This is a genomic window from Peribacillus kribbensis DSM 17871, assembly GCF_000430765.1.
GTDB classification, from domain to species: Bacteria; Bacillota; Bacilli; order Bacillales; family DSM-1321; genus Paraperibacillus; species Paraperibacillus kribbensis.
In genome coordinates this window covers 319,341-337,750 of record NZ_KE387240.1, presented here as the reverse complement: position 1 = coordinate 337,750, position 18,410 = coordinate 319,341, and the positions used below count along the sequence as shown (strand labels likewise).

General features: G+C 43.6%; 14 protein-coding genes and 1 other annotated feature. Of the genes, 5 read left to right on the top strand and 9 right to left on the bottom strand.

What is annotated here, in order from left to right:
- Positions 1–136: 136 nt before the first annotated feature.
- Complete coding sequence (locus tag H539_RS0119940) at positions 137–637, top strand: DUF3231 family protein (RefSeq protein ID WP_026694990.1); 501 nt, start codon at positions 137–139, stop codon at positions 635–637.
- Between the two features lie 28 nt (positions 638–665).
- The gene (locus H539_RS0119935) at positions 666–1,904 is read left to right on the top strand and encodes an MFS transporter (RefSeq protein WP_026694989.1); all 1,239 of its coding nucleotides are present in this window, start codon (positions 666–668) and stop codon (positions 1,902–1,904) included.
- Between the two features lies 1 nt (position 1,905).
- Here H539_RS0119935 and H539_RS0119930 read toward each other — a convergent pair whose 3' ends face one another.
- Positions 1,906–2,517: a YitT family protein gene (locus H539_RS0119930; protein WP_026694988.1), complete on the bottom strand. Its 612-nt coding sequence runs from the start codon at positions 2,515–2,517 to the stop codon at positions 1,906–1,908.
- Positions 2,518–2,691: 174 nt separating this feature from the next.
- Between H539_RS0119930 and H539_RS0119925 the strand changes: the two genes are divergently transcribed.
- Complete coding sequence (locus H539_RS0119925; protein ID WP_026694987.1) at positions 2,692–2,967, top strand: YqhV family protein; 276 nt, start codon at positions 2,692–2,694, stop codon at positions 2,965–2,967.
- A gap of 30 nt (positions 2,968–2,997) precedes the next feature.
- On the opposite strand, the gene H539_RS0119920 is transcribed toward H539_RS0119925, so the two are convergent.
- The gene (locus tag H539_RS0119920; RefSeq protein ID WP_035323422.1) at positions 2,998–3,882 is read right to left on the bottom strand and encodes a CvfB family protein; all 885 of its coding nucleotides are present in this window, start codon (positions 3,880–3,882) and stop codon (positions 2,998–3,000) included.
- A gap of 224 nt (positions 3,883–4,106) precedes the next feature.
- Positions 4,107–5,195: an NAD(P)H-dependent flavin oxidoreductase gene (locus H539_RS0119910; RefSeq protein ID WP_026694985.1), complete on the bottom strand. Its 1,089-nt coding sequence runs from the start codon at positions 5,193–5,195 to the stop codon at positions 4,107–4,109.
- A 217-nt stretch (positions 5,196–5,412) separates the two neighbouring features.
- Positions 5,413–5,685, top strand: a binding site (T-box leader).
- Positions 5,686–5,744: 59 nt separating this feature from the next.
- On the opposite strand from H539_RS0119910, the gene metG reads away from it, so the two are divergent.
- Positions 5,745–7,382, top strand: coding sequence for a methionine--tRNA ligase (gene metG / locus H539_RS0119905; protein ID WP_026694984.1), 1,638 nt, complete (start codon positions 5,745–5,747; stop codon positions 7,380–7,382).
- 106 nt (positions 7,383–7,488) lie between these two features.
- Here metG and H539_RS0119900 read toward each other — a convergent pair whose 3' ends face one another.
- Complete coding sequence (locus H539_RS0119900; RefSeq protein ID WP_035323418.1) at positions 7,489–8,538, bottom strand: M42 family metallopeptidase; 1,050 nt, start codon at positions 8,536–8,538, stop codon at positions 7,489–7,491.
- 54 nt (positions 8,539–8,592) lie between these two features.
- The gene (locus tag H539_RS0119895) at positions 8,593–9,072 is read right to left on the bottom strand and encodes a hypothetical protein (RefSeq protein ID WP_026694982.1); all 480 of its coding nucleotides are present in this window, start codon (positions 9,070–9,072) and stop codon (positions 8,593–8,595) included.
- A 242-nt stretch (positions 9,073–9,314) separates the two neighbouring features.
- On the opposite strand from H539_RS0119895, the gene H539_RS0119890 reads away from it, so the two are divergent.
- Entirely contained in the window at positions 9,315–10,493 is a 1,179-nt protein-coding gene (locus H539_RS0119890) for an alanyl-tRNA editing protein (RefSeq protein ID WP_051348687.1), read from the top strand.
- Between the two features lie 50 nt (positions 10,494–10,543).
- Here H539_RS0119890 and H539_RS0119885 read toward each other — a convergent pair whose 3' ends face one another.
- The 4 genes from H539_RS0119885 to H539_RS0119870 are packed head-to-tail and all read right to left on the bottom strand — an operon-like array spanning position 10,544 to position 18,353.
- Positions 10,544–13,417: an ATP-binding protein gene (locus H539_RS0119885; RefSeq protein ID WP_026694980.1), complete on the bottom strand. Its 2,874-nt coding sequence runs from the start codon at positions 13,415–13,417 to the stop codon at positions 10,544–10,546.
- Positions 13,407–13,775, bottom strand: a complete 369-nt coding sequence (locus tag H539_RS0119880; protein WP_026694979.1) for a response regulator transcription factor — start codon at positions 13,773–13,775, stop codon at positions 13,407–13,409. The genes H539_RS0119885 and H539_RS0119880 overlap by 11 nt, the downstream gene beginning before the upstream one ends.
- Positions 13,776–13,800: 25 nt before the next feature.
- Positions 13,801–17,004, bottom strand: a complete 3,204-nt coding sequence (locus H539_RS0119875; protein WP_026694978.1) for a hypothetical protein — start codon at positions 17,002–17,004, stop codon at positions 13,801–13,803.
- Positions 17,001–18,353 (bottom strand): glycosyltransferase family 2 protein, encoded by a 1,353-nt coding sequence (locus H539_RS0119870; protein ID WP_051348697.1) that lies wholly within the window; start codon positions 18,351–18,353, stop codon positions 17,001–17,003. The genes H539_RS0119875 and H539_RS0119870 overlap by 4 nt, the downstream gene beginning before the upstream one ends.
- Positions 18,354–18,410: the final 57 nt, after the last annotated feature.

Sequence of the window (18,410 nt, the reverse complement as noted above, 5' to 3'; positions counted from 1 at the left end):
CCCTGCAAACAGGCTGGGGATCTCATCAAGATTTCTGTTTCAGCGGCCATTTTTATGTTAGAACAAAAACCGGGGTGCATATTTCGTCCGAGCTTAGCAAGAATACTAATAGATTAAAAAAAGGAGGATTAGCTACATGGGGATTTTAAACGGAAATCCAAAGGATGAGCCTCTGCACTCGGGTGAGGTTTATTATCTTTGGAACCATTTATTTGAAACGAAGGCATTCCTTGTATCACTGCAGGTGTTTATTAATCATACAGGGGACCACGATTTAAAGCTGTTTTTAGGGGATTTAAAGGATAATTGCCTTCAGCAGGGGGCCCAGCAAGTGGAAGTTATCTTGAAAGAGACGGGCATACGCCTTCCTCCTGCGCCGCCTGACCGTCCGAATGTCGAAGTGCAGGATATTCCTGCCGGTGCCAGATTTAATGATCCCGAAATTTCGGCGATGGTATTGAAGGAAGTTCATGCCGGTATGCTGACTGCCTCGTTGGTGATGGGTCTCTCGGTCCGTAAAGATATAACTGAAATGTACGGAGACCTGCACAACCAGCTGGCAGAATATGCTGCTAAGCTTTTGGATGTTAATAAAGATAAAGGGTGGATCGTTCCACCGCCTTTAATGGTGAAATAAAAAGAAACTAGAAGGGATGTGCAAAAGAATGTCCTCATCCAGCAAAGGCATGGCGGTAGCCGCAATCGGGTCAATCCCTTTAATCATGACGCTTGGGAATTCCATGCTCATACCCGTGCTCCCGGCTATGAAGTCCGCACTAGGGCTGACAGCCATGCAGGTCAGCCTTACCATTACAGTATTTTCCATTGCGGCAGCAATTTTCATTCCGGTCCTGGGATATCTCTCTGACCGGCTTTCGAGAAAGATAATCATCATCCCTTCCCTGATTATTTATGGCATAGGCGGTTTGCTGGCTGGATTTGCATCTGCCTCACTATCAAGTCCATATGTCCTGATCATGATCGGCAGGATTCTTCAGGGAATTGGAGCGGCAGGTACTGCACCGATTGCGATGGCATTGACCGGTGACCTTTTTAAGGGCGGGGAACAAAGCAGGGTGCTTGGGGTCGTTGAAGCATCGAATGGATTTGGAAAGGTCCTTTCTCCTATTTTGGGTTCTCTTTTTGGAATTCTTGTATGGTATGCACCTTTTTATGCTTTTCCGATTTTTTGTCTCCTTTCCATTCTGCTTACAGCCTTCTTTATCAAGGAAAAGAAAAACAAAAAAGCTCCCCCGCCCTTTGCCAAGTACGCACTGGGAATCAAAACGGTTTATAAAAAAGACTGGCGGTGGCTGCTTGCCACCTACCTTGCAGGCGCAACCTGCTTATTCACTTTATTTGGGATCCTCTTTTATTTGTCGGATGTATTGGAAAAAAGCTATAAAATTGATGGAGTTACAAAGGGGCTAATTCTTGCTATTCCTCTTTTAGTGCTCTGTACAACATCCTATATTACAGGAAGCAAGATTGCGAAAAACCTGGAACTGATGAAAAAGCTGATTGTAATCGGATTTTTATCCATGACCTTGTCCTATGGCCTGCTTGTCTTTTTTGAAAAAATCGTCCCCTTCTTATTTGTATTGGTGATCAGTTCATTTGGGACCGGTCTTATTCTCCCATGCGTGAACACCCTGATCACCGGTTCTGTGGGTATGGAATTCAGGGGATTTGTTACATCGGTCTATAGCTCGGTGCGTTTTTTGGGAGTGGCTATCGGCCCGCCTATTTTTACACGGCTCATTGAATGGTCCAGGACAGGGATGTTTGTCTCCCTTGCCATCCTTACCCTTGTGATTGGAATGGCCGCATTATTCATGATTCATGTAAAAGGAAAAGACGGTTCTCCCAATACAAAAACAGTGGTCCGGTATGATTATATCTAAGCTACTTTTTCCGCCAGGTAATGCTGTAGCTGTGATCATTATGAATTTTTCCCAGGAGGTCCACAATCAAGGTGGATACAAACTGGCTGAATAAGGCCTGAAGAATGATTTCCCATTTGATAATGGAAGCAGTCAGTATAAAGATACTTCCGTTTATGAGGAAAAGCGGTTTTCCAGGCAGGGTATTCCTTGCCTGTGAAATAATGAGGGCAATGACCCCTACCCCTCCGTTAGATACTCCTTCCCTCAGCAGGATGCCGACTCCGACTCCCAGGAAGATGGATCCGAGGCATACGTCTACCAGTACATTGCTGTCTGGAATATGAATGAGCGTCTGAAACAGGTAAATCGAAAGGGACGTAACTGTAATGGAAACTATGGTCCAGATCGTGCTGCTGCTTCCCAGGTAATTTACAGCCAAAAGCAGCATGATCAGGTTTACCATCCATAAAGCAAATCCCGTATTCAGGTGAAACCAATAATTGAGAAGTACAGCCAGTCCGCCTGCCCCTCCTGAAGGAATCGCGTGAGGAAACAAAAACACGCCCATCCCGAAACCCTGTATAGCGGCTCCTGAGACCACCAATCCGTTCTTCTTCCAAAATCTCCCCATTTAATCCTTCCTATCTATGTTTAACTTCATTAAATACCGGCATGTTTGTCCATCCCATACAGAGTATTCAGGTTCTGATCCATTTAGTACGCTTGTCCAGCAGTTGGCCAGCCTGTACTATTTTTATATTCTCGTTCATATACTGAGGGAGAATATTGTTCCTGGGAGGGTCAAATGGTTGTATTTATTGAAAAAGCGCTTCTTTCCATTATCATGCTTAGGCTACTATCCGGATCTATTGAAATTACAGCCGCTGTTTTAATGTTTAAATATAACAGCCTAGAAAAAGCATTTTATATCAATACCATTTTGGCATTAATCGGCCCTTCTGTTTTAATTTTGACCACTATAATCGGCCTGGCTGGTTTATCCGGAAAAATCTCATTTATTAAGGGACTTTGTATATTGATGGGGATTGGGTTTATTATTTTTGGATTAAAGAGCAAATAGAAAAGGGCTGACTCATGCCAGCCCCGGGGTCTATTTTCGATCCATGGAATAGGTCCAGCCTTCTTCCTGGTAGATCTTTTTATCTTTCATCAGCTTCCCAAGCGCCCGTTTAAAGGAAGCCTTGCTGAGTCCAAACTTTGCCTGAATATCCTCAGGCCTGCTTTTATCGCTGAAAGGCATCGCCCCTCCGCGGTCCATAAGGTATTCATAAAGAACCTCCGAATCATCATCCAGTCGATCCTGTTTACGGGGCAGGAAAGAAACATTCAAACTTCCATCCTCTTTTACATCAATAACCCTTCCATCGACCAACTGACCCAGGCGTGGTTCTTTTTTTCGTTCACTCTCATGAATGAATCCCTTGTAGCCTTCATCCGTTAAAATGAACGTACCTACCTTCAACAGGCGGTATACGGTGCCCTTCACATCCCTGTTTTTCATATTGAAAAGGGCTTTTTTGCTTATGCCTGCAATCACATCTTCTGTCGCAAGCTTTCCAAACAGCCTTCCCTGGCGGTCTGTTTTTAGAGAAATGTACAATTTGTCCCCAGGTGCCGGCCAGAGATTTTCCAATAACGGCAGGTCGTCAAGCGACACAAGTATATCCTTCGATATACCAATATTAACAAATACACCCAGATCGTATCTTACTTCAACCACTTCGGCCCAGGCGTATTTCCCAGCCTGCGCGTCCGGGATTTCCATTGTCGCAGCAAGGCGTCCCTGCTTGTCCTGATAAAGGAAAACCTCTACAGAATCGCCGAGCTGAATCTCACCTTTTATTTCTGATTTATGTAACAGGACACTTTCATCCTCCTCATTGGTCAAAAAGAATCCAAAAGACTCTTCTCTGTCAGCCCTTGCTTCTCTGTCTACCTGAAGAGATACTACTGTGCCAGCTTCTAATCTTTCCATATATTCCAGCCTCCTTACCCTTATTTTACACATTCGGCTATTTTTTGAACCCTCATTGCACCGTTTTTTAATCTATCATGTTTGAGGCTGGCTGTATAGCAGAACATTGTAAATGCCGCAAGAACGTAAGGCTGAATATAGGCCATTTATTGGATCTCTCATACTAATAGCACCCAAACCCCTGAATAAGCAGCCAGGGTATGCTTGTCATTTCTATTTCCCTGTCAGTCTAAGAACTTTGCAAGTGTCCGCATGACTTGTTCAGCCTCTGCGACCATCTTGCCCACGAATTCTGCCGCACTCAGCTGTTCCTTTAGAAGTCCGGCTGCCTGCCCGGCCCATAACGACATAAATTCAGGATTGCCGGTTCTTGCCGCTTCTTTTCTAATATCTCCTGTCAGGGTATTCTGAACAGGATATCGTAATGGAGCTGCGCCGCTCTGTTCAAAGTGTTCAATAAATTGATTTCTGATTCCTCTGGCCGGCCTGCCCGAAAAGCTCCTGGTTAGAACAGTGCTTTCTTCATTGCTTTTTAAAACTGCTTTTTTATAGGAAGGATGTGCCGCGCTTTCGCTGCAGCATAAAAATGCTGTTCCAAGCTGGACACCCTGGGCCCCCAAAGCAAACGCGGCTGCCACACCCCGGCCATCTGTAATTCCTCCCGCGGCGGCTACAGGTACGGAGACCGAATCAGCAATCTGCGGAACGAGAGAAAGAGTTCCGACATTGATTCCGTCCTGCTCAAGGGAGACGTCAAACGTCCCTCTATGGCCTCCTGCATCAGATCCCTGGGCTATGATGACATGAACCCCTTGTTCCTCTGCCAGCCTGGCTTCCTTTACACTAGTCACCATTGTGGTGAAAATGACTCCCTTTTCGAGGGCCGCTTTAAAATGGTCCTGCGGCAGAAGGCCAAAGGCCGTGCTGATAACAGGAACTCCTTCCTCCAGCAGGACTTGGAATTGATCATCAAAAAGATCCTGCGTGGAAGGAACTCTGTGTACTTCAGGAATCCCCAGCTTTTTTCTCATTACATTTAAGATATCATTTACCTCTAAGCTTCCTGTAAAATCTTCCGTAAACTTCGTACTGAACAAATTCACAGCAAAAGGCTTTGATGTTTGCTCTTTTATTTCCCTGACTGCTTCCCTTAAATCCAATGGCGCCATATATCCTCCGCCCAGGGTCCCAAGGCCCCCCGCCTCGCAGACAGCTGAAACGAGGGCTGGTCCTGCAGGACCCCCAGCCATGCCAGCCTGAATAATCGGCAGCTCAATTTCCAGCTGCCTGCACAATTCCGAATCCCACCTCATGCAAACCCTCCCTGTATGAACCTGCTTCCTTTGTTATACGACTGAAATTCTTTCTGTGTAATCAAGTACCAGCCCGTCTTGTTTAAAACAATTTTAAATTAAATTAATCTATCATTTTCATTGTTTTAGAGCAGCTCACCTTTTCCATCATTATACTCTAAAATTTTATAGTATTGACTTTTGATCAATCAATGAATACACTATTTTTAATTAGCAAATAAAGGCAATGAAGAGAAAAAGTAAAATGATCATGTTTTCCACAGAGAGCTTCGGGAGCTGAAAAGAAGCAAAAACATTCATTTGAACAATGGTCTCTGAGCTTCGTACCGAACGTGCCCCTGGTATCAGTAGGATACGGCGAGATTTGGCACTCGTTATCCTTGTCACAGTATAAGAGCATTCATTTTTGCTCCGTACTTGTTGAGGCGAATAGTGTGATCTATTTGCGAATTAAGGTGGTACCGCGTGGAATTCAAACCCCGCCCTTAACTATTACAGTTAAGGCGGGGTTTTTTATTTTAAAAGAATAATAAGAGGAGGTTTTTTCTGATGAGTATTTTTATCGGAGGAGCTTGGGCTTATGCGAATGGCTCCTTGCATTTAGGTCACATTTCCAGTTTACTGCCCGGTGATATCCTGGCAAGGTATTACCGTTTAAAAGGAGAACAAGTCCTGTATGTTTCTGGAAGCGATTGTAACGGGACACCGATTACTGTAAGGGCAAAACAAGAAAATGTTTCTCCCAAAGTGATTGCTGACCAGTATCACCAAGAATTCAAAGATTGTTTTGCTGGATTAGGGTTTTCCTATGATATTTATACACGAACGGACACAAGGCACCATCATCAAATCGTTCAAGAGATTTTTCTAAGCTTGCTTGAAAAGAAACTCATTTATAAAAAGGAAACGGAACAATCCTATTGCAATCATTGTCAGCAGTTTTTGCCTGATCGTTATGTTGAAGGTATTTGTCCTGTTTGCAGAGAGCCTGCCCGCGGCGACCAGTGCGATCATTGTTCTACCATATTGGAACCGCTGCAACTGCTTGAAAGAACATGTAAAATTTGCGGGAATGAACCTGCTTCAAAGTTTGCGGAGCATTTTTATTTTTCTCTAAGCTCTTTCCAAAATGTTTTGGAAAACTATACCCAGGAAGCTGAAGATAAGAATCTTTGGAGGAGAAATGCTATTTCGCTTACACAACGCTATTTGAAGGAAGGTTTGCAGGATCGGGCCGTCTCAAGGGAACTGCCTATCGGAGTAAGCGTTCCAGTTGAGGGATATGAAGACAAGAAAATTTACGTTTGGATTGAGGCTGTTTCTGGATATTACACAGCAAGTAAACTTTGGGCAAAAGAAACAAATCAAGATGATTCAGCTTTTTGGAATTCTTCGGCTCAATCTTATTACGTTCACGGAAAGGATAATATCCCATTCCATTCCATTATCTGGCCCGGGATTCTGGCTGGTCTTGAAAATGATGCATGGCCAACGCATATCGTATCAAATGAATATTTGACTTTAGAAAAAAAGAAATTGTCCACAAGTAAAAATTGGGCTGTCTGGGTACCAGATCTTCTGAAAAGGTATCATCCAGATTCCTTACGATACTTCTTAACGATCAACGCCCCAGAAAACCGGGATGCGGATTTTTCCTGGAAAGAATTCATTTATAGCCATAATGGCGAGCTCTTAGGGGCGTATGGGAACTTTGTAAACCGGACCTTAAAATTTATTGAAAAGTCATTCCATAGTGTATTACCTGAACAAGAAATAACTATGAATATCCAGAGTATGGTTAAACGATTATATAATGAAGTAGGGCATTGCATTGAAACCACTTCCTTTAAACAAGGATTGGAAAAAATATTCGAACTGGTTAGATTCTCGAACAAATACTTTGATTGCCAGCAGCCCTGGAAGCAAATAAAGGATACTCCTGTGTCCTGCAGACAAACTTTGGCAGATTGTGTTTATCTGCTTTCAAATTTAGCCCATATCCTTACCCCTTTCCTTCCATTTTCCAGCCAAAAAGTCAAGGATATGATTAACATATCAGCAGCAGAATGGAAACCATTTGTTGTTAAGTCCCTCCGATTATCCAAAGTAGAACCCTTGTTTGAGCGAATCGACCCTGTAAGAATTGAAGAAGAACTCAAAAGGCTGAATGAACAATTGGTAAAATAGAAAAGAGCCAATTAAAAATCTCATCGGCTTAGAAAAGTCCGATGAGATTTAATTGGATTACATCAAACCTGCACGTTCCTTCTTCTATAAATTGTATGTGGGTGACTTATACCAAATCGGATTGGATGTAAGCCAGCACAAGCGCCCCAGTATCGATAAGAGAGGAGATATGGGTCCTTTCATAGGCGTGGGAAGCATCGATTCCCGGCCCTATCAATCCATGTACGATATCATAGCCTGCCCTGATAGCTGCTGAAGCATCTGAGCTGTAATATGGATAAATATCCACTCTGTAATCAATATCATGGGTTTTGGACAGTTCCACCAGATGCTGTCTCAAGCGGTAATGATACGGGCCGCTCGAATCTTTTGCACAAATCGACACACTGTATTCATCCGTTGCCTGTCCGTCTCCAATCGCCCCCATATCCACCGCCAGATATTCGACGGTTTCCGGAGTAATATTGGAGTTTCCACCAAAGCCGATCTCCTCATTATTAGAAATTAGGAAATGGGTGGTATATGGCAGATCAATGCTGTTTTTCTTGACGACATCCATGATATGCAGCAGGATCCCGACACTTGCTTTATCATCCAGATGGCGGGATTTGATAAAGCCGCTTTCCGTAACTTCTGTTCTTGGGTTGAAAGAAACAAAGTCTCCTACCGATATGCCCAGATTCTCCGTCTCTTCCTTCGATTTTACCACTTCATCAATTCTTACCTCGATGGAATCTTCATCCCGTTTAACTTCCCCGGAATTACGGTATACATGGACGGCGGTCTGATGGAGCAGAATCGTTCCGGTATACGTTTTTCCTTCTGCGGTATGTATGGTACAGTATTCCCCTTCCACCGCATTCCAGTGGAAGCCTCCTACCATGGTCAGCTTCAGCCTTCCGCTTGATTTAATTTCTTTAACTATTGCACCTAAAGTATCCACATGTGCGGTCAACAGCCTGTGCCTGTTAGTATCCTTTCCCTGAATTGTTGCAATCAAGGCACCTTTATTCGCAATTTTGTACTCAACCCCTATTTCCTCCAAAAACCGTCCAGCATGCGCTATGGCTTCCTCCGCATACCCGGATGGGGAAGGAATCGCTGTCAAATCTTTAATATGGTTTAATAGTTCCTTTTCATTAAGCAGATTCTTCATTACAATTCTCCTTCTATATAGCTTCATTTTTAGTTTATAGCATTATTATGAAAATTAAAAATTGCTAGGTTCTAAGAAATAATAAATGTGTGATGCTGAATCCACAATTGGGTCGAAAGTCAGGTTTCCGTAATTGGGCGATTCATTAGCAATACCCGCATAAAAAGTAAACTTCTTACCTGACACACTTTCAAGTGTTGTACTTGCTGCAGTCGCTCTGCCGCCTTTCGTTTTTACAATGACTTTAGGCTTAGTTGGCTGCCAGCTATACTTATGATTTTTCTTCACTAGATTAGCCGTTCCCACACCCAGGTCCCCATCTGAGCGAAACTTATAGATAACAAATGTTTCCCCGTTCACTTTAGGTTTCCCTAAAATATCATCTGATTGTATATCTTCTTCCTTCACACCGTAGTTAATCGCCTGTTGCTCGGTTTCGAACCATTGAACGGAATCAGATTTTGAAGAGAATCCTATCCATCCAACGAGAAGTACCGCCGCTGCCAGAAAAACAAAGATCAAAGTCCTTTTCATATACACACCTCACCTTATTTTCATATTTAAAACCATTTCTATGAGTATTATATAAACTCCTGCTATGCGATGTTTGGGAAAAATCCATAAAAAATGTAAACAACTCCCATATACCTATTATGTTCATAGAACCCTTTTTCTTAGACCGGAGCACATATCCCAATATTGTAGTAAATCAAATTCTCTTCTGATATTCTAGGTGTAGATTGAACTATGAATGAAAAGAGGAATGAAATATCACAGTGAAATTATATTATACAAATCCGGAAGTATATGAATGGGATACAGTCATCACTGAAGTCGTCGAGGAGGGAGATCATTTCCTGGTTCAGCTGAAAGAAACCGCCTTTTATCCTGAAGGAGGAGGACAGCCTTCCGATCTTGGATATATAGGCGATTTGAGAATGCTGGATGCCACTGAGCGCGGCAATGCCGTTTATCATAAAGTTTTATCAAGGCCAAAGCAGATGGAGGTACACTGTAAAATAGATCCCGCCAGGCGTTTGGACCATACCCAGCACCATTCAGGACAGCATCTTCTTTCGGCTGTCTTTATGGAGCTATTCGATATACCAACTCTGAGTTTTCATCTGGGAGAGGAAACGGTAACGATTGACCTTGATACCCCGGGGCTTGGATCGGAGCAGCTCCTGCAGGTGGAAAACAGGGCTTATCAGCTCATCCAGGAAAACAGACGTATCACGACGTTTTATGTAAATGAAGAAGAGCTGAAGCAGCTGCCATTGAGAAAGCTTCCTAAAGTGACAGAAGATATCCGTATCGTGGATATGACGGGAATTGACGTTTCTGCCTGCTGCGGCACTCATGTGCAGGGAACCTCACAGATCGGCATGATCAAGATTGTGAAAACGGAGAAGTATAAGGGAAAAACGCGGGTATACTTTCTCTGTGGCAGAAGAGCATTTTCCTATTTTCAGGAACTCCATCAGGTTACAACAGGATTAGCTTCTAAATTCAGTACAAATATCCAGGGTATCGCAGGACGAACGGAAAAACTGGAAGAAGAATTAACCGTTCTCCGAGAACGCAGCGATGCACTGGTGAAGGAAAACCAGCACTATTTGATTGAACAAATCACCAAAGAACAGCAAGGGACTGTCATCGAGCTTGAAACGGAACTAAATCTAAAAGAAGCTCAGCAGCTCGGACGCTCCATAGCTGAAAAAATCAATAAACCAGTCATCTTAATCAATATTCCCGAACGAAGAACAGCAGCCGTCCTGCCATCTGGGCTCGATTTCCAAGCAGGAAAGTGGTTCAAAGCTTCTCTGTCCTCTCTTTCTGGCAAAGGCGGAGGCAGCGATATTCAGGCGCAGGCTACTTTTTCAGCCAAAGAGGATATGGAGGCCTTTATCTCCCAGCTGAGAGAAGCACTTTCAGAGGCAGCTCTTCTGAGGTAACGAAAACCCGTCCTTAGGTATTCCAAGGACGGGTTTTTCAACTGGACCTGCTAGTTTTCTGGTATATGGATCAGTCCCCGGGTTCCGTTTTCCTCTAAAGACTTCATAATGGTGGAAGAGAGCTGGCTAAGCTTATAAGGCTTTATTAGATAGTCCTTGGCACCATGTGATATCCCCTTTTCTTTCTCTTCAAGAGCCGAAGAAACAAATATCGGAATATCTGTATACGCGGAGTTCTTTTTTAGGGTTTTCATAAAAGTCCATCCATCGATGGAACCTTTCTCCAGCATAATATCCAGTACAATCGCATCAGGAATGTGTTCCCTTAATGCAGACAGCGCTGCTTCTCCGTTCGTAAAGCTCCGGACATTCATCCCTTTTTGGAGCAGTTCTTCTCTCAGCAGCTCAGCAAGGCTTTTGTCATCCTCGATCAGCATGACCTGTATTGTTTCTTTGGCGCTCTCTATATGTGTTCCGTCTTCCCCGGTATCTGATTCGCCGGCTGCAAGAGGGAGTGACACCCTGAACAGGCTGCCTCGCCCATATTCTGATTCCACACTGATTTCCCCTCGATGGGCTTTGACAATTTCATTTACAATAGCAAGGCCAAGGCCTGTACCGCCAATTTTTCTTCTATCACTATTATCTATCCGGTAAAATTTCTGGAACAGTTTATCAATGGCTTCTTCGGGAATTCCCAACCCTTCATCTTTAACCTCTATCACGAGCTTCTTCAAGTCCTGGTGGACAGAAACTGTAATCCTCCCTCCATTTGGACTGTATTTCACAGCATTGCTCAGTAAATTGGTGAAGACTTGTTCGATTTTTCCCGGATCACAAAATACTGCATGCTTTTTCACGCTGTCCAGCTCGAGAACAATATCAATCATGGAAGAAATGCCGATCTTTTGGTGTTCGATCACTTTCATCAGAATCGGATCAATTTCAGTATATTTCATTTCATAGGTTTGACTCCCGGACTCCATTCTCTGGACATCAAGGAAGTCATTAATTAGGGAGGTTAGCCGTTCTGCCTCTTGATAAATGGTTGTCAGGTATTTCTTCTGCCTCTCCGGCTTAAGAGTCCGATTTAACAGCAGCTCTGTAAAGCCAAGCACGCTCGCAAGCGGTGTCCGCAATTCATGGCTCACCGTACTGACAAATTCTGACTTCATCTTATCAATCTCAAATTCTCTTGTGATATCTCTGTGGACAAGGACCGTCCCTACTTTCATTCTGTTATGAAAGACATTTTCACAGTAAACCTTGATAACCTGACTGTTGTCTTTCACTCTATAAGTGAAGGAATTCCCCTCGTTTTCCCCTTGATTCTCGCATTTTAACGAATTTTGAAGGAATGCCAGAAAGCCGGGGAAGTCCTCGACTTCTGCTTCAAATAATTCCGTCCATTTTTCCCATAATAATCCCTCTTGCTCTGTTTTTGGGAAAAAGCGTTCTGCCAGCTGTCTATTGATTTGAACGATATTTCCCTTCTGATCGAGGAGCTGAATCCCTTCCTGTACAGAATCAATAATGTCCTGATTAAGACGCCGATCTTTCTCTGATTTTTCATATATATTGATTTTTTCCAGGGATAGACCAATCTGCTTGGCCAGAGCCGTAAACTCAGCCCGCTGTTCCTGGAGGAAGGGAGAGCCAAACCTGCTGAACACCATAATGGCCATCACGGTATTTTCTGAAGATATGACAGGAAGATATAAATCATAGATATAGAATATTTCATCGTGAAACCCTTTTTCAGCTGGCTCCTGTTCCCTCTTAATCGTATAGATTTCCCTTGAGGACAGAAGCCTGTCATTCAAGCCATTATAAATATTCTCCCTGAATTGACTGACGCCTCTATCCGAAACACCAAATGATGCATATTCACTTGAGTCAAGCAGAGTGATGATCCCCTTGTCTGCAGAAATTAATTGGCACATGGATTTCACAATGCTGCGGAGGACTTCCTCTTTATCCAGACTGTTGGATATCTGATGGATAAGCTGGTTGCGTCTGTTCAGGTTCATTTCATTCTGCCTTAAAATATCAAGTGTATGCTGCAGTTCATCCTGCTGGGCATGTAATTCATCCTGCTGGGCAGACAGTTCCTCATTCTGGGCAAGAAGATCCTTCTCTTTATCCTGAAGGGACAGTACCATTTTTTTAAAGGCGGCACTGAGAGCGCCTATTTCATCCTCTCTGTTCACAACAGAAAGCTCTGCTTCTCTGCCCGCAGCAATTTCATTAGCAGACTCAGCAAGAAAGGCAAGCGGCCTGCCCGCACTTTTAAACATGATGCGGAGAATAAGATACACTGCCAGAAGGACAATCACCATAAAAATGATAAAAACTACCTGAAGGTTTCTCTGGCTTGCCATAAGATCCTTAACTCGGTTATCCAGACGGTTATTCACATTTTTTTGATACTGGTCCAATGAATTCTGAAAGGAGTTTACTTTGGCTGTGCTTGTCGAAGCTGCCAGTTTTTTTACCAGATCCTTTCTCCCCAAGTTCACGTCCTTCACAACCTTGGGGAGGGTTTCCTTAAAATAATAGACGGAAAAATCATCAATAGAATGAGCCATACTATTATCCTCTGATGTTAAAGCCGCCTGCTTCACCTGCCGGGACAAGTTATGAATGATGGCTTCCTGTGCCTGCGCGCTCTGCAGCAGGGATTCATTATCCAGGGCAAGGTATCCCCTTACATCAAAGAAAGCTTTGTTAAACGCACGGTTGATTTCGACCGAGCGCTTTTCAAGATAAACCAGCTTATCTCGATCGGCATTGAAACGACTGTTCAAATAGCTTTGAAAAAAAAGCAGAAGGCTTGAGCCTGCAATGAAAAACGCTAAAAACCCCGCCATCAGAACGGCAAATTGGCGTGATAGACTCTTCTTAAAAGGATGCTTATGCTTCATCTGCAATTTCCTCTATTTTTTCAATCAGCTTTAATGGACTGAAGGGCTTGGCCATAAAATAATTTGCTCCTGCTTCAAGAATCCGTTCCTGCTCATACTGCTGGCTTTTTGCAGAAAGCATCATAATTTTCGTCTTGTCGTTTCTAAATTCCTTCCTGATCTTTTCGATGACCTCCAATCCGCTGTATACCGGCATCATATAATCCAGAATGACAAGATCATATTCGTTTATCTTAAATAGCCTCAGCGCCTCTCCTCCATCTGCTGCTTCATCGATCAAAAAATCTGAATCCTCAAGTGCATCAACAATTAGCATCCTCAGGACTTCTTCATCCTCTGCAAGCAAAATCCGTTTCATGCTGTTTCCCCTTCCTCTTTGTCTGTTATCTCTCTGAATAAGCTTCCTTCATGATATAGTAGGAATCCTTAAGCCGTTCATAATATGCCGGCTGTTCCCACTCATTCCAGCTATAAGAATAAAATGCTGGATTCACAGGGGATTCCCGCATATCAGGCTGTTGGGATGCGGCCGCTTCTGAGACTTTAATTTCTTTTATGGTCTTTTTTGCTGCCAGGCCATCTTTCCACATATCCCCCATCACTTCTTTCGTACTCGGATCCTTTACATTAAGCAAGGCCCAGGGAATCCTCATTTCTAAGAATTTCTTATCTCGGCTAATGTTGATATCGGTCAGGGAATCGAAATCTTTACTTGCAGGATTTCCGTTTCCGAATTGAAGCTTTCCCGCTTCGTAGGATTTAAACGGAACACGCAGATTTCGATCCGGGATCACTAATTCTTTATTTAAAGCAAGCCTGATTTTATGAAAGATCTCATTATCTTTTTGTCCTGCATAAGAAGCTTGAGGAATCATGTGCAAAAGATGGCCGTATTGGTAATAAAACGAGTCGTAATAGCTATCCACGAGTAAACGCGCCTCTCCCCCGCTGTCAATTTCAGCCATAAAATCCACTCCATTTACGGTGGTGCCCGTGCTATCCCCGAACCTTATCTTCGTCTTTCCCTGTCCAGGGATTGTATCGAAAAGGAAATAAAGCTTTTCCTTTTTAAAATTGATCGGCCTGCTCAATGTTTTGCCGATGTATAGATAGCCTTCATCTGAATACATCTGCAATGGTTCTTTGCGGCTGCCATATGTGCTGGCTTTCGGTCCGAGCCTCTGCCAATCTTCCCTGCTTCCATCTATATAAATGGAACTGTCCGGCGTACCCGGCTCAAAACCGAGGAGACCAAAATGCTGCTCATTGGTCTGGGCATTATTCCAGTACGGCCGCCGATCAGGATCATCCACATCCATCGTATTCCAGGTCCTTTTGAACCACTCGTCCTGCCAGGTGAAAACAAGTCCTCCCGCAGAGCCCGTCCTGATAATGGAGTTGAAAAGCCTCTTATCGATTTCTCCCTGCTCTTTTTCTGAATGATTTCCCTGATTCATGCCTTCTGCATTTTCATGGGTAAGCCCGCGCGAGGCCGGCACTCCGAATTCGGCCACAAGTACAGGCATGTTGTGCTTGGAGATTAGATCGGCCAGATATCCTTCGTAATTGTTTAAATTCCCATCCTTGTCCTTATAGGTCACGTATTTTTCTTCGTAATTCAAAAAATCCGGGTAGTAAGGATAAACATGATAAGACGCAAACATCCCGGCATTAAACTCGGGTTCCTTTACGATATGGTTGGGATCGACCGATACCATATCCTCTTTTTTGGACGGCTCCGCAGGGTGGTGGAGCAGGTCTGTAGTGACCCAGTTGGTAAAGCTTAGCGAATGCTGCCATTTATACTGTTTTTCTTCATAGTCCGCTGTATAATTCATCATCTGCGACATCCAGATTTCAAACGGGGATGCATTCCGGGAACTGAAGTATGTTCCTTTGAAATCCTTCATGCCGTGATTTTTTTGATTCGTTGAATGGACCGCATCAGGATCCCATTCAATTCCGAGGATATAGCCGATTACATACTTCGAAATATCATATTTGTATTCACCGGAAGCATGCCCGGCCCGCGGTGATATGCTGGCCCTTCCATGGACAGCGTCCATAATTTGACGGATATTTTCTTCGAATTGCCGGGTTTGCCCATCTGCGAAGATGTTCTGGGTCTTCACCAGCTTTTCTTCTTCTATCCAGATACCATGAAAGAGGTATAATGGTTTTTTGGCTCGCCTGTTATATTCATAAAAGGCTTCATAGAAAGCCGGCGGATGAAGAGTATACACCCGTATGGCATTGGCATTCATATTTCCGATCTGTTCAAACCAGCGGTAATATTCCGCTTTGGTTATTGCCGTCTCCCCCGGAAAGTAGCCTGGCTTAGCGATCCCCATATTTACTCCCTTTATGGTGATATTCTGCCATTTCCCAGATTTATAGATTTCAAGCTTTGAGGCGCCTGTTTTAGAATTGTATAACACGCCTTTCCTGCTGGCTGTCTCGACCGGCTCCTGCCCGGCTGTTTTTTTCAGTCCATTCTTTAATACAGCTTTCATAAAAGGGACGTAGGACTTCCAATAAAAGGAGCCTGCATTGCCGAAATGCATCCTCCAATCAGATATTCCCCTTGTCTGATAAATCTCAGGTATTTCTTTCTCATCCGCATAATCCCCCGCAAAGTAAAAAGAATTATAGCGGGCGTTTTGCTGCTGCACAATAGCAGGAAATTCTGCCGGGATATGATAGGCGTCCAATCGTTTTTTCGCACTTTCTTTAACGGGGAGAGAATACCCCGCCAGCTCCTTAGTACCTGCCCTTGGAGTGATGACATCAAACCAATACCCGTATTTAGACTTGAGGCTGCTGCCTGCCAGTTTTCTGCCTTCCTTGGAGAGACTGAAATTCAGGCCGCCTTTTTGAGTAAGCTCATTTTGTGTCAGGAGTAGAATCTTCCCGCTCGAATGAACAAAGACAAAGCCTTCACCTGTTCCCTTCCACTTCTTCTTTGTTTCCTGCTGATAGTTTGTCTTTACCCATGATGGCACCTCACGGCTGGAAAAATCACTGAAATATCTGCCGATCCAGCCGTTCCAATCGATTCCAAGCAGATTGGACATGCTCTCCCTGGCTTCCGGGTCAGTTGGACTGGCAAAGGTATTGAATTCAGCGATAAGAGTTTTATTATGTTCGTCCAGGGTATTTTCCAGCCGCTCTGTTTCAGCAGAGGTTAGGCCGCCATCCAGCAGCTTATTATTTTTTTGTTTTCTTCCGAAAAAATCATCGTCATATACACCATATTGATCGGCAAGATAAATCACATCATATTGATCCATTTTTTCCGGCAGTCCTGCAGTTTTATAGGTTTTTTTATCCTCAGGCTGAAATCCTCTGTAATCCTTTGAATAGTCATAAGGCTTTCCATCCGGCTTTACATACTTTTCATTATTCAAGACCCAGGTAAGCCCCTTATGCTCCCGATAGGATGAATCAGATACCGTTTTATCTAAAATCAAGACATTCAGCGGATGCGCTCTCTTGATCTGCCAAAGCCAAAAAGGACTGGAAGCCGCTATGAGGAATGCCAGAATGTATAAAAGTAAAATCAATGGCTTCCTGGATGTTCTTCTCATTGAGAAACCCCTTTCCTCTTCATTTCCCCCCAGCTCTCATCCCGCTTCAATAGCTGAATGATCCCCTCAAAACGCCAGAAGACTGTCAGCGGGCGGTACCAAAGGCTCTCAGTCAGCGAATATAGAAACAGTTTCAGAATGTCGGCTACTCTCGGGTATTTCCTTAAGCTCCATTCTTCCAGCAGAACAGACGCCATGGAAAAAATCGATCCATAGAGGCAGGACAGTAAAAATAGGAGAATGGCAATTTCGATATAGACACCGCCGAAGAATAAGGAAAGAATCATAAATAAATAGCCTGAGAGTTCCACAATCGGACCTAAGAATTCAACGATCCAAAAATAAGGAAATGATATGAACCCAATCGATCCATACTTTGGATTAAGAGTCAGCTTTCTATGCGTCCAGAGGCTTTCAAATAATCCCCTGTGCCAGCGGCTCCTCTGCCTTCTTAAATACTTCATTTCCTCAGGGACCTCCGTCCAGCACACTGGATCAGGTATATAAACAATTTTCTTTTTAAGTCCCCTCTCCCTTATCATTCGATGAAGCCGGACAACCAGCTCCATATCTTCCCCTACTGTATTTTTTTTATATCCGCCGGCTTCCAGGACCCAGCGCTTGGAAAACACACCAAAAGCTCCTGAAATAATCAGCAGCAGGTTATGCCTGGAGAGGCCGATCCTTCCCATCAAAAAAGCCCGAAGGTATTCGATAATCTGCATGATAGCCAATGGATTGCTTGAGATCCCGATTTTTTTAATATTTCCATTTTCAATTACACAGCCATTGGCGATGCGAATGCTTCCTCCAGAGGCAATCACTTCCTCCCCGGATTGGATAATGGGCTTCATTACCTTCCTGAAAGCATCTCTCTCAAGAATGGAATCTCCGTCGAGCGAACAAAAATACGGATAACTCGAAAAGTTCAGTCCCGCATTCAAGGCATCCGCCTTTCCTCCATTCACCTTATCAATTAAAAAAAGATGAGGCAGAGAGGCACTTTGATAGATACCTAAAACCTCATTTGAAGGTGCCTGCTGCCGTACGACCCTGTCAATTTTCTTCATCTCATAATGCTGAAGCATTTTCTCCAGAGTATCATCCTTGGATCCGTCATTTACAACAATGACTTCAAACAGCGGATAATCAATGCTCAGCAGTGACCGAACGCTCGGAATGATGCCGGCTTCCTCATTATAGGCTGGTACGATAATGGATACCGGCTTCGTAAAGTTTTCATCGGAAAACTCCTCATAAGCAAGGTCCGTATCCAGGTTATATTCTTTTCTGAGGTGTATCATGGAAATAAGTAAGATAATGGAATAAAATCCGATTACCAATACCATAAAAAATGCAATGAATAGACCAAACGAATAGCCGATGCCGGACCAGATTAATTCCAA